The organism is Erwinia psychrophila, from assembly GCF_039023475.1.
Classification (GTDB): domain Bacteria; phylum Pseudomonadota; class Gammaproteobacteria; order Enterobacterales; family Enterobacteriaceae; genus Erwinia.
In genome coordinates this window covers 491434-504300 of record NZ_JBCHVB010000002.1, presented here as the reverse complement: position 1 = coordinate 504300, position 12867 = coordinate 491434, and the positions used below count along the sequence as shown (strand labels likewise).

Annotated in this window: 11 protein-coding genes; 3 read left to right on the top strand and 8 right to left on the bottom strand. The window is 58.4% G+C overall.

Annotated features, from left to right (window positions below):
- Positions 1–20 precede the first annotated feature (20 nt).
- The 4 genes from AAH446_RS08345 to phoB all read right to left on the bottom strand — a co-directional run bounded on the left by AAH446_RS08345 (position 21) and on the right by phoB (position 4317).
- Entirely contained in the window at positions 21–1124 is a 1104-nt protein-coding gene (locus AAH446_RS08345; protein WP_342906245.1) for a cobalamin-independent methionine synthase II family protein, read from the bottom strand.
- Positions 1125–1344: 220 nt separating this feature from the next.
- The gene (locus AAH446_RS08340; protein ID WP_342906244.1) at positions 1345–2271 is read right to left on the bottom strand and encodes a PstS family phosphate ABC transporter substrate-binding protein; all 927 of its coding nucleotides are present in this window, start codon (positions 2269–2271) and stop codon (positions 1345–1347) included.
- Position 2272: 1 nt separating this feature from the next.
- Positions 2273–3604 (bottom strand): phosphate regulon sensor histidine kinase PhoR, encoded by a 1332-nt coding sequence (gene phoR / locus AAH446_RS08335; protein ID WP_342906243.1) that lies wholly within the window; start codon positions 3602–3604, stop codon positions 2273–2275.
- 23 nt (positions 3605–3627) lie between these two features.
- Entirely contained in the window at positions 3628–4317 is a 690-nt protein-coding gene (phoB, locus tag AAH446_RS08330) for a phosphate response regulator transcription factor PhoB (protein WP_342906242.1), read from the bottom strand.
- Between the two features lie 202 nt (positions 4318–4519).
- On the opposite strand from phoB, the gene sbcD reads away from it, so the two are divergent.
- Together sbcD and AAH446_RS08320 are read left to right on the top strand one after the other, a co-directional pair.
- Positions 4520–5740, top strand: a complete 1221-nt coding sequence (gene sbcD / locus AAH446_RS08325; RefSeq protein WP_342906241.1) for an exonuclease subunit SbcD — start codon at positions 4520–4522, stop codon at positions 5738–5740.
- Positions 5737–9408, top strand: coding sequence for an AAA family ATPase (locus AAH446_RS08320; RefSeq protein ID WP_342906240.1), 3672 nt, complete (start codon positions 5737–5739; stop codon positions 9406–9408). Before sbcD ends, AAH446_RS08320 begins: the two co-directional genes overlap by 4 nt.
- Positions 9409–9568: 160 nt before the next feature.
- Here AAH446_RS08320 and AAH446_RS08315 read toward each other — a convergent pair whose 3' ends face one another.
- From AAH446_RS08315 to AAH446_RS08305, 3 genes are read right to left on the bottom strand one after another with little or no spacing between them, the layout of a single operon-like run.
- Entirely contained in the window at positions 9569–10222 is a 654-nt protein-coding gene (locus tag AAH446_RS08315) for a DUF799 domain-containing protein (RefSeq protein ID WP_342906239.1), read from the bottom strand.
- On the bottom strand, positions 10219–10575 hold the full coding sequence (locus tag AAH446_RS08310) for a DUF4810 domain-containing protein (RefSeq protein ID WP_342906238.1): 357 nt from the start codon (positions 10573–10575) through the stop codon (positions 10219–10221). The genes AAH446_RS08315 and AAH446_RS08310 overlap by 4 nt, the downstream gene beginning before the upstream one ends.
- A 12-nt stretch (positions 10576–10587) precedes the next feature.
- Positions 10588–11265 carry a CsgG/HfaB family protein gene (locus tag AAH446_RS08305; RefSeq protein ID WP_342906237.1) on the bottom strand — a complete coding sequence of 226 codons (678 nt, stop codon included), beginning with the start codon at positions 11263–11265 and terminating at the stop codon, positions 10588–10590.
- Between the two features lie 209 nt (positions 11266–11474).
- Here AAH446_RS08305 and AAH446_RS08300 point away from each other — a divergent pair, with 209 nt between their 5' ends.
- Complete coding sequence (locus AAH446_RS08300; protein WP_342906236.1) at positions 11475–11876, top strand: cell envelope integrity TolA C-terminal domain-containing protein; 402 nt, start codon at positions 11475–11477, stop codon at positions 11874–11876.
- A gap of 58 nt (positions 11877–11934) precedes the next feature.
- Here the strand turns inward: AAH446_RS08300 and mak are convergent, their stop codons facing one another.
- Positions 11935–12840 (bottom strand): fructokinase, encoded by a 906-nt coding sequence (gene mak, locus AAH446_RS08295; protein ID WP_342906235.1) that lies wholly within the window; start codon positions 12838–12840, stop codon positions 11935–11937.
- Between the last annotated feature and the right edge of the window lie 27 nt (positions 12841–12867).

The window sequence follows — 12867 nt, the reverse complement described above, 5'->3', positions numbered from 1 at the left end:
TTTCACATTCTGGCGCAGGATCACCAGATTTCGTTGGCAATATCCACCACCAGACGCAGTTTCGCCCACTGCTCTTCTTCGCTGAGGCTGTTTCCCTCTTCCGTTGAGGCAAAGCCACACTGCGGGCTGAGGCAGATTTGATCCAGGCTGACATAGCGGGACGCTTCTTCAATGCGCTTTTTCACCGTTTCGCGGCTTTCCAGTTCACCATTTTTGGTGGTGATCAGACCCAGCACCACCTGCTGTTTGCCCGGCTTGATAAAACGCAGCGGCTCAAAGCCCCCGGCGCGCTCGTTATCATATTCCAGAAAGAAGGCGTCAACGTTGACGCTGCCGAACAGGATTTCGGCCACTGGCTCATAGCCACCTTCAGAGATCCAGGTGGAGCGGAAGTTACCACGGCAGACATGCAAACCGATCGTCAGGTCGTCCGGCTTCCCCTCAAGCGCCTTGTTCAGTACCTGCGCATAGATCCAGGCCAGCTCTTCCGGATCGTCGCCACGTTCGCGGATCTGCGCTTTCTGATCTTCGGAGCAGAGATAGGCCCAGACGGTATCATCCAGCTGCAAATAGCGGCAGCCCGCATCATAGAAGGCTTTAATCGCATCGCGCCAGGTGACGGCAAGATCGTCAAAATAGGCGTTCAGGTCGGGATAGACGCTGGCATCAATGGCCTTGCGACCGCCGCGGAAGTGCAGCACGCTGGGGCTGGGAATGGTCATTTTCGCCACCGCGTCGCCGCTGATACTTTGCAGATAGCGGAAATCTTCCAGCATCGGATGATTGCCGAAGCCCAGCTTACCCGTTACGCGAACGCTGTGCGCTTTGGTCTGCACGCCGTTAAACTGGATGCCCTGTTCCGCTTCGTACCGCTCCACGCCTTGCAGCCCGTCGAAAAAGTCGAAATGCCACCATGCGCGCCGGAATTCACCGTCGGTAACAATACGCAGTCCGCTTGCCCGCTGATGTGCAACCACATCGCGAATCGCTTCATCTTCAATACGGCGAAGCGCTTCAGGCTCAATTTCGCCTGCCTGAAAACGTTCGCGCGCCTCTTTAATGGCGGCTGGACGAAGAAAGCTGCCGACAACCTCGGCGCGGTACTGGGCGGTATCTCTTTGCATGTTGGGTCACTCCTGGCCTGCGCGACGGGGCGCATAATTTACCGTTGAAATAATTACGTTTCGTTATAAGTAGACTTCTGGATGTCCATATGGCTTAAAGGGAGCATGTCATGAGAAAGATTCAGGTGCAACCGAGGAAAATTCAACAGAGTTGAATAAAATTCATGTTGGGGAAAGGCAAGCCAGCTGCATTGCTCCGGCACCGCAGCTGTCAGCAGGATCAGGAGCGATCAAGCATCGCGAGCGCTGCCGCGCGCTGTGCTTCCGAGAGGGGAAGATAGCCGGCCTGATTGACCAGCGTCTGCCCCTGGGGAGAAAGCGCCAGCTGCAGGAAGGCCGCCGTCAGCGGTTCCAGCGGTTTTCCCGGCGCTTTGTTGATATAGATGTAGAGGGGGCGTGCCCAGGGATAACGCCCGCTGCGGATGTTTTCAGCCGTGGGCATAATAAAATCCTGCTCCTGCCGCGCAACCGGCAGTGTTTTTACGCCGCTAAGGTGAAACCCCATACTGGCGTAGCCGATGCCGTTCAGCGTCGCCGCCACCGCCTGCACCACGGCCGCTGAACCGGGATATTCCCCCACATCGTTACGAAAATCGCCGTTACAGAGCGCCTGCTGCTTGAAAAAACCCCAGGTTCCGGAGGCGGAGTTGCGGCCAAAACGCTGCAGCGGCCGGGCCGGCCAGCCTGGCTGGGTAAGATTTAGATCGCCCCAGTTCGCCACGGCAGAAAGCGCCCCGCAGCGGCGGGTGACAGAAAAAATGGCGTCGAGCTGCTTCACGTTCAGGCCAGGCAGCGGGTTATCCTGATTGACCACCACCACCAGCGCATCCATCGCCACCGGCACCGCGAGGGGCGGATAACCGTAACGGGCTTCGAACCGCTGGCGCTCCTCCGCCTGCATCGGACGGCTCATCGCCCCCAGCTGCGCCGCTCCACCCGCCAGCGCCGTCGGCGCCGTGGAGGAACCGGCCGCCTGGATTTGCACGTTCACGCCCGGAAACTGGCGGTTAAAACGTTCGCCCCATAGCGCCATCAGATTCCCCAGGGTGTCCGAACCCACGCTGGTAAGATTACCGGCTAACATGCCTTCTTTTGCCTGCGCGAGCGTGCTGCACAGCAGCACCGCGACCAGAAACAGCCTTTTCATTTCAGATTACCGCTTTCGATTCCGGAAGCGCATTCTGGGCCAGATCGTTGCTGACAATCAACCGTGGCGGCAGCAGGAAGCTGAAACAGGTCTCTTTACCAGGCTCGCTTGCGATCTCAAGCCTGGCGCTATGGTGGCTGAGCGCGTGCTTAACGATAGCGAGGCCCAGCCCGCTGCCGCCGGTTTGCCGGGAGCGGGCCTTATCAACGCGATAAAAACGCTCCGTCAGGCGGGGAATATGCTCGCTCGCAATACCAGGGCCATTGTCAGAAACGCTGAACAGCGCGCCGTTTGGCGTTTTCTGCCAGCGAATCTCAATGCGCGTTCCGGCTGGGGTATGGTTTACCGCATTATAAACAAGGTTCGATATGGCGCTGCGAAGCTGTTCATCGTTGCCAAAAACCTGCAGATGGGCGTCAATAGTGAAATGAATGTCATGACGCCCCTGGCTGAGCGTTTCCGCCTCGCGCTGGAGAAGATGCAGCATTGCTGGCACGTTGACCTTTTCCTGAAGATCTAAGGCCGGCGCCGCCTCAATACGCGACAGCGTCAGAAGCTGCCCGACCAGCCCCTCCATGCGTCGTGTCTGCTCCTGCATAGTATGCAGTGCTTTATCACGCACCGGGCCTTCCAGCACGGCATCATTCATCATCTCCAGATAGCCCTGCAACACCGTCAGCGGCGTCCGTAACTCATGGCTGACGTTAGCGAAAAAGTTGCGTCGCGCGCCCTCCAGCTGATGCATTTGAGTAACGTCACGCGCAACCATCAGCCACTGCCCTTCGCTGTAAGGCATAACGCGAAATTCAAGATGGCGGTGATTGTTCAGGACCAGCGTCAGTGGCCGTATGAAATCCCGCTGGCGCAGGTAACGGGTGAATTCGGGATAGCGCAGGAGATTGAGGATGTTCTGGCCGTTGTCCTCCGGCCAGCGCAGGCCCAGCATCTGCTGAGCCAGACCGTTACACCAGAAGATGGTGCCCTCTTCGGTGGTCAGGACCACCGCATCAGGAAGGGACTCCGCACCGCTGCGAAAGCGTTTGATCAGATGGCCAAGTTCCCGGCGGCGGCGGCGGTTACGCGCCTGCATCTGATAGAGACCATAAAATAGCGGTTCCCAGCTGCCGCGTCCGGCGGGGGGCGTCATACTACGATCGATCCACAGCCAGTGGGACAAACGTAGCAGGTTATTGAAATGCCACCCCAGTACGCCCAGCATCGACAGCAACAGCAGCCAGGGCAGATAGCCCACCAGTAGCCCAATAATCAGTGCGGGCAGGCTGGCGAGGACCAGCTCAAGCAGTAATCTCTTCCAGGAGAGGCGTTCTAACACGGTTAACACTCCAGTGCGAACGATCAGAAGCGTGCAGAGAAACGATAGCCTGTTCCGCGAACCGTCTGCACCATACGATCGTGCCCGGTGATCTCCAGCGCTTTACGCAAGCGGCGAATATGAACGTCAACGGTACGATCTTCGACGTACACGTTAGTGCCCCAGACGTGATTAAGCAACTGCTCACGGCTGTAAACCCGTTCGGGATGGGTCATAAAGAAGTGCAGCAGCTTATACTCCGTTGGCCCCATTTCCAGCGGCTGGGTTTCCGACATGACGCGGTGCGATGAGGGATCCAGGCTCAGTCCCTGCATCTCAATAACCTCTTCCACCGCCATGGGTGAAATCCGGCGCATCACTGCTTTGATGCGCGCCACCAGCTCTTTGGGCGAAAAAGGCTTGGTAATATAGTCGTCGGCACCCACTTCCAGCCCGCGAACCCGATCTTCTTCTTCGCCCCGCGCGGTCAGCATCATCACCGGGATATCCCGGGTCATCGCTTCCCGCTTCAGGTGTTTGATAAACTGAATGCCTGAACCGCCGGGCAGCATCCAGTCAAGCAGGATCAGATCGGGCCAGGGTTCGATCAGCTGGCCGATGGCGCTGTCATAATCTTCCGCTTCTACGGGTTGATAGTCATTTTGCTCAAGAACGAAACACAACATCTCACGGATCGGGGCTTCATCTTCAACGACCAGAATGCGCTTAGCCATTATTGCTCCTGCTGCTGTGACGGAATGTCACTGGGGTTTGCGGCGACATTATGCGTCAGTTTTATGACAGTTTTATGAAAAAAGCACGAGGTACATCGCCGTTTTATAACACTTTTATTCATCCCGAAACGTCATTCAGACTGGGGTTTTAGCGTTGGCTGTTTATAATCGACGCTTCCGGTATGCATCTTCAAAGGATCCCATGCGACTTATCCATACTTCCGACTGGCACCTGGGCCAATTTTTTTACACCAAAAGCCGGGCGCCCGAGCATCACGCCTTTCTCGACTGGCTGCTGGCGCAGGCTATTGCGCATCAGGTCGATGCCATTATCGTCGCAGGGGATATTTTCGATACGGGATCGCCGCCAAGCTATGCGCGCGAACTCTACAACAGTTTTGTGGTGAAGCTTCAGCAGGCGGGCTGTCAGCTGGTGGTGCTGGGCGGTAATCATGATTCGGTCGCCACGCTGAATGAATCCCGCGAGCTGCTCGCCTGCCTGAATACCCGGGTGATTGCCGCTGCCAGCAGCGATCCGGAGGAGCAGGTGCTGATGCTGAACACCCGTGACGGCAAGCCGGGCGCCCTGCTCTGCGCTATTCCTTTTCTTCGCCCGCGGGATATTACGCTGAGCCGGGCGGGCCAGTCGGGGCGGGAGAAGCAGCAGACGCTACTGGAGGCGATCACCCAGCACTATCAGCGCTGCTGGCAGGCGGCGTTGCGGCAGCGGGACAAGCTCGGCCTGGCGCTGCCAATTATCGCCACCGGCCATCTGACCACCGTGGGCGTAACCAAAAGCGATGCGGTGCGGGATATCTACATTGGTACGCTTGACGCTTTTCCTGCTCAGGCCTTTCCGCCAGCGGATTATATTGCGCTGGGGCATATTCACCGGGCGCAGCGCATCGCCAGCAGCGACCATATTCGCTACAGCGGTTCGCCCATCCCGCTCAGTTTTGATGAACTTGGCAAAGAGAAGAGCGTGTTTTTAGTCGAGTTCAGCGCAGGTAAACTCAGCCAGGTGACGCCGCTGAACGTGCCGCTGTTTCAGCCGATGCAGATGATCAAGGGATCGCTGGAGGAGATTGAGCGGCAGCTTGCCGCTATCCAGCCACGGGAGGACGGCAAACCGGTCTGGCTGGATATTGAGATCGTCACCCAGGCCTGGCTGAACGATATCCAGCGCCGTATCCACGATATCACCGAAGGGCTGCCGGTGGAGGTGGTGCTGCTTCGCCGGAGCCGGGAACAGCGAGAGCAGGTTATTGCCCGTCAGAATAATGAAACCCTCAGCGAGCTGAGCGTTGAGGAAGTTTTCTCCCGGCGGCTGGCGATGGAAGAGGAGTCGCCGGAGCGGCTTGCCCGGGCGACCCTGCTGTTTAAACAGACGCTGAGTGAAATGGATGATGAGGCGCAGCCATGAAAATCCTGACGCTGAGGTTTAAAAACCTCAATTCACTGAAGGGTGAATGGAAGATCGATTTCACCGCTGAACCTTTTGCCAGCAGCGGGTTGTTTGCGATCACCGGCCCCACCGGCGCCGGAAAAACCACGCTGCTGGATGCCATCTGCCTGGCGCTCTACCATGAAACGTCGCGGCTGGGGAAACTCTCACAGTCGCAGAACGATCTGATGACGCGGGACACGGCGGAGTGCCTGGCTGAAGTGGAGTTTGAGGTAAAGGGGGTCGCCTGGCGTGCGTTCTGGAGCCAGAACCGCGCAAGGGGCGCCGCCGACGGCAACCTTCAGGCACCACGGGTAGAGCTGGCCCGCTGTGACGATAACACCATTGTTGCCGATAAGGTGAAAGACAAGCTGGATATGCTTGCCTCCCTCACCGGGCTGGATTTTGAACGTTTCACCAAATCGATGATGCTGTCGCAGGGGCAGTTTGCCGCCTTCCTGAACGCCGACGCCAACAGCCGTGCCGGGCTGCTTGAAGAACTGACCGGCACCGAAATCTACGGGCGTCTCTCCGCCAGCGTCTTTGAACGGCATAAAAATGCCCGTACGGCGCTGGAGACGCTGAGGGCGCAGGCCAGCGGAATGGCCCTGCTTGACGAAGCGCAGCTTCAGCAGCTCGCCTCACAGTTACATCAGCTAACAGAAGAAGAGCAGGTACTCACTTCACATTATCAGCAGCAGCAGCAGAGACTGCACTGGCATCAGCAAAACCAGACGCTGGAGGCGGCCCTGCACGCGGCGCAGACGGCGGCACAGCAGGCAACCGGCGCGTCCCAGCAGGCAGAGCCGGAACTGGCCCGCCTGACGCTGGCCGAACCGGCGGAGAAGCTGCGTCCCGTCTGGCATCAGCGTAATCAGCTCCGGCAGGACTGTGAGACGTCTGCGGCTGCCCTTAATCAGCTTTCCGCCCAGCGGCAGCAGGCGGCAGAGGCACTGGAAGCCAGCACTGCCCGGCTCAATGCTGCCGAAGCCGCCCGTCAGCAGCATGAGGCATTCAGGCAGCAGCAGGAAACGCTGATTGCAGAGAAAGTGGTTCCGCTGGACAACCTTATTGCCACGCTGAGCGCCCAGAGTGACCAGCTCAGCCAGGAAGTTAGTGAGTACAAACACTCTCTGGAGACGCGCCGCCTGACGCAGCAGCAGAAGCAGCAGACGGAGCGGGATAAACAGGCACAGCAGAGCGGACATCAGCGCTGGCAGCAGGAGCATGCTCGCTTTGCCGCCTGGGGCGAATCGTTGCCGCTCTGGCGTATGACCTTTACCCGGCAGCAGGAAAGCGCTCAGGCGCTGGCGGCCCTCCAGCAGCGCATCAACGGGCAGCAGAAAGCGGTCACCGAACTTGAACAAAGCCTCACCCTGCTCGACCAGCAGGCGCGCCCCCAGCAGCAGGCGATGGAAGAAGCCCGGCTACAGGTCACTAAGGCTGAAAGTGAGCTTGCCGCGCTGGAGATGCAGCATCCCGAAGAGAAGGTGCAGGCGGCGTTAACCCGCCTGAACCAGCAGCGTCCCCTGCGCCAGACGCTGGCGCTACTTCTGCCTCAGTGGCAGCAGCTGGCGCAGCGACACCAGAAGCAGCAAGAGAGTCAGCGGGCGTTACAGCAGCAGCTTCAGGCCGCGGAACAGCTGTTGCACAGCCTGCGCGCCAGCTGGAAAGAAAAGCATCAGCACCAGCTCGATCTCGAACAGCGCTGTGAGCTTGAGCGACGCATTGCCAGCCTTGAGCAGCACCGTGCGCAGCTGGAAGCGGGCCAGCCCTGCCCGCTCTGCGGCGCCTGCGAACATCCCGCCGTTGCGGAGTATCAGGCGCTGCAAACGTCAGAAAACCAGAACCGCCTTAAGGCGCTGATATCTGAGGTCCAGACGCTGCACGATCGGGGAACCGCGAAGCGGGAAGAAGTTAAAAATCTGCAGCAGCAGGCGGAAAAACTGAGGTTAGAGCTGGAGGAGACCGGTCGTGAAACCGCTCGCCTGCACGCCCGCTGGCGTGAAACGGTAGAAGCGCTTTCGCTGACGCTGACGCCGGACAACCTGCAACAGGCGGCGGACTGGCTGAGTGAACAGGAGCAGTCAGAAACCGCGCGTCAGGCCGAACTGAGCCGCATGCAGCTTGGCGTCAGGACGCTGCAACAGCATAAAGATACGCTGACCCGGCACCAGCAGGCGCTGACAACACTTCAGCAGCAGCAGGAACTGACCAGTCAGCAATTACTTACTTCAAACCAGACGCTGGCGGAACTTACCCAGCGGCTGGCCGCTGAAAGCCACACGCTGCAAGAGCAGCAGGCGACGCTTGCGGCCAGCCTGCGGACGCTCGGATTATCCCTGCCTGAGACGGCAGAGCATGAAGGCTGGCTGGCGGAGCGTCAGGCTGAATGGCAGCAATGGCTTCAGACCGGACAGGCGCTGGCCGTTCTGGCACCGGAGCTGGCGACGCTGAGCAGCCAGCAGCAGGCGCTTAGCGAAGAGATAGCGAAAGAGCAGGCGCGGCTGGATGCGCTGGAAAGCCGCCTTAACGCTGAGCGGCTTACCCTGCGTGACCAGCAGCAGCAGCGTCTGGCGCTGTTTGGTGAACGACAGACGGCTGAGGTACTCAGTCAGCTGAAAACAGTGACGCAGCAGCATGCCGGTGAAGCGCAGGCGCAGCAGAAGCAGTGGCAACAGCAGCAGGATCGCCTAAATACCCTGACCGGACAGCATAATTCACTTTCTGAACAGTCAGCCATGCTGGCTGAAAGGCTGACGCAGGCGCAGCAAACCCTGCTTACCGCGCTGGCGGCCAGCCATTTCAGCGATGAAGCGGCCTTCACCGCCGCCCTGCTTGATGAGGCGGAGATTGCCCGTCTCACTGCCCTGAAAAAACATCATGAGGAAGCGTGCCAGCAGGCAGCCACGCTGCTGGCACAGGCTGAAAAAAGCCTCAGGATGCATCAGGCTGAGAAGCCTGATGCAATGACGGAGACAGAGGGCGCGCTGGCGGAGAGCGTGACCGATCTCGCCCGGCGACTGAAGGAAAATGCCCAGCGCCAGGGCGAAGCGCGCCAGCAGCTCAACAGCGATGCCGCCCGCCGCACGCAGCAGCAGGCTTTACTGGCCCGGATAGCCGAACATGAACATCAGGCGGAAGACTGGAGCTACCTGAACCAGTTAATTGGCTCAAAGGAAGGGGATAAATTCCGTAAATTCGCCCAGGGGCTGACGCTGGATCATCTGGTCTGGCTGGCGAACAATCAGCTGGATCGGCTGCATGGCCGCTACCTTCTGCAGCGTAAATCGCTGGAAGCGCTTGAGCTGCAGGTGGTGGATACCTGGCAGGCCGACGCGACACGCGACACGCGTACGCTCTCCGGCGGCGAAAGCTTCCTCGTCAGCCTCGCGCTGGCGCTGGCGCTTTCCGATCTGGTCAGCCATAAAACGCAGATTGAATCACTTTTCCTGGATGAGGGGTTCGGGACGCTGGATGCGGAAACGCTCGACAGTGCGCTGGACGCGCTGGATGCGCTGAACGCCAGCGGCAAAACCATTGGCGTAATCAGTCACGTTGAGGCGATGAAGGAACGTATTCCGGTGCAGATTAAGGTGCGTAAGGTTAACGGGCTGGGCTACAGCCGGCTGGAGACGCCGGGCTGATGGCACAGTAATAAACCGGCAGCCCGGAAAGGCGCATGACCCGCAGCCCGCAAAGGGGTCTGCCACGACGCGAGAAACGACGTGCCGCGCAGAAACCTTTGCCACTTTACTGACGGGGAGCGATTCCCCGTCAGAGCAGATTTCACTGCCGTTTTGAAACTCAGATTTTCGTTGCCGATTTAAAGCGAGGGCCGGTCAGCAGGCCGCCGTTATCTCGCGCCGTCAGCAAGCGACTGCTGGTGACGCCGGCAACGTCATGCGCGCCATCCGTGACGGTGCTGTGAATCTGCTTCACCGCAGCCGCAACAAGGATACCAATCACGCCCGGCCCCGAACTATTGTTGTTTTCAGAATCCGAGGCCGTCGCCAGACCGCTCCAGATTTGCTTGCCGCTGCGCAGATCGACCAGTCTGGCGGTAGCCGAAACCCGGGTTTCACTGTCAACGAGCAGATATTTGGTGCCGTAGTCGGTGATATCGACATAAAGCGCCGCGTCAGCGTTAAAGATACCGTGAAGCTTCTCCGCGCTGAGGGAACGGACATCCGCCGCCGTGGTAACACCATTCTGACGGAAAGTCTCTTCCACAACCGCCACCGGGAAAACATAGTAGCCAGACTCCGCCAGCGGCTGAGTCACCAGCGAAATAAAGCTGTGTGCCGCCTTAATATCCGGCGAGTTATTTTCCGCCGGCAGCACCAGAATAGAAGCAGGCTTGCTCTCGCGAAACGCAGTGTAATCGTAAGGCGCTTTTTTCGCACAGCCGCTCAGCACAACTGCCGCCAGCAGCGTCGCCATCATCATCAACTTTTTCATTTTTTCGCTCCCTGCTTATTACGCATCAGGAAATCCATATAGTGAGCCGATTCAGGAAAGGCCGTTTTTTCCGCATTGAACTGTGCGAACGCCAGGTCCGCGCGGCCAGTATCCACATACAGCAACCCGAGCTGGGCGTGCAGGCCTGGCGGTACCGGCTGATTTTTTGCCTTAGCCTGCTCCATCACCAGATTCAGCGTCTCAATCTCTTTTTCCGGCGAGGTGCTGTGCTGGTAATAGTTATAAAGCGAAGGCTGATAGTCGCCCCAGTAATAGGTGGTGACTTTTTTTGGCGCGCAGGCCGCCAGCAGCAGTACCGCAGCGGCTGCCGGAATAAGTTTTAACGTTCTCATTTTTTTATCCTGTTATTTTGCCGCGCGCCAGGCGCCAGATTCAATACCGCTGACCAGATGATTGACCGCTTCGCGAATCGCCAGATCCATCACCTTGCCGTTCAGCGTCGAGTCGTAGCTGGCGGTGCCGCCAAAGCCGATCACTTCCCGGTTGGATAAGGCATATTCGCCTGCGCCCTGTACGGAATAGACCACTTCCGAGGTCGCCACATCAACAATGTTCAGGTTGACCTTAGCGTAAGCGACCTGGGTTTTGCCGCGGCCAAGGATGCCCCAGAGCTGCTGGTCACCCACTTCTTTACGACCAAACTCGGTGATATCGCCGGTAACCACATAGTCCGCGCCTTTGATATTCTGCGCGCTGCGCTTATAGCCCGCTTCCGCTTTCAGTTCCTCAAGGTTTGCGCGATCCAGCACGTTAAAACGTCCGGTCTGCTGAAGGTGCGTAATCAGGATGGTTTTAGACTGGTTGCCCAGGCGGTCGACGCCATCGGAAAAGATGCCGTTCATATAGGCAGAACGGTTATCAAATTTGCCGACGGCAATCGGGCTTTTCACGCCCTGATAAGCGGGCTGAGTGGCGGCAGTAACCTGCGGGGCTTCAATCGCGCGGGAGGATTCTGTCGCACACCCGGTGAGGGTGAGAGTGCTGAACAGCGCCAGGGCTGCAAGGTTATGATGTGATTTCATTTCAGTTCCGTGAATCAATTGAAAAGCAACCAGCAACTTCCCGCGCCTTGCCATTACATCTCCCACAGCGACGTCAGCGAGTTTGCATCATGATGCCTGGTGAATAATCCGTAAATCACCCGGGATGCTGGATTCTTCTGTCAGCGGCATGCTAACAGGCTAAACTATCGGCCTTGATCGAGAAAACTTTACCTGGCAGGGGCATAAAAATGAATTTTTACCGGGGGTTAGGACTGATGATTGCGGGCGTGGTTGCCGCGCTGAGCGGGTGTCAGAGTGCTCGCCATGGCCTGATGACGGCGGAAGAAATGGATACGCTGGCCCGTTCACAATGCGCCAGCGCGCACGACGCGAACCAGCAGGATTGCGTCTATCTTCGCCGGATGAAGTATGGGATTCAGAACAATTTTTTTGATGTTGAACGCTACCGGGGGCGGGAGTGTGACCTGACGATTGAGTATGGCAGAAACCAGCATTACAGCGTGCTGAGAACCACCGGCGATGAGGCGTTATGCATGAAAGCCTGGGGCGTGGTCAGCAGCGCGGCGGATCTGCCGCCGCCGCCGCCGCATTTCCCGGCGAAAATCATTTTAGCCTTCCGACCCGGCTAATTAACAACGCTGCTGAAAGGCGCCTGCCTCCACGTTCAACAGCGTTTTCACAAAGGTATCAGAGCGGCCAGAGCCAGGCCGCGCCGCGTACCCCGCTGGAGTCACCGTGAACCGCCTTGCGGATCGGAGTTTCGCATTCACCGCCAAAAACCCACCCTTTGATCAGCTGCGGCACGGTCTGATAGAGACGATCCACGTTGCTCATCCCGCCGCCCATCACGATCGTTTCCGGATCGTAGATATTGATCACATGCGCCAGCGATTTTGCCAGACGCAGCTCATAGCGGCTCATCGCCAGCTCGGCAACGGGATCCTGCCGCTCCACCAGCTGGATGATCTCCGCGCCCGTAAGCTCTGTTCCGCTTAACCGCGCGTAGTCAGTGGCGAAACCGGTACCGGAGACAAAGGTTTCGATGCAGCCCGACTTGCCACAGTAGCAGGGGACTTCGTCCCGGTAACGCTGCTCATCCTCATCCATCCAGGGAAGCGGATTATGACCCCATTCCCCGGCGTTACCATTACCTCCGGCATGCGCCTGGCCGTTCAGCGCCACGCCGGCGCCACAGCCGGTGCCGATAATAACGGCAAAGACCGTCTGGCAGCCTGCGGCCGCCCCATCCACCGCTTCGGAAACCGCGAGACAGTTTGCATCGTTGGCGATCCGCACTTCCCGTCCCAGCCGCTTATGCAGATCTTGATCCAGAGACTGACCGTTAAGCCAGGTTGAATTGGCATTTTTTACCCGGCGGGTGAAGGGAGAGAGCGTGCCGGGTATCCCGAGTCCTACACTGCCCTGCTCACCCGTTTTCTCTTCTGCCAGCGCAACCAGCCCGGCTATCGCCTCTATCGTCTGCGGATAATCATCCCTGGGCGTGGCCACGCGATGGCGAAACAGCGTCTCGCCCTGTTCGGACAACGCAATCACCTCAATTTTCGTTCCGCCTAAATCAATCCCGATACGCACTTGTTATTCCTCATTATTTGATGCTTC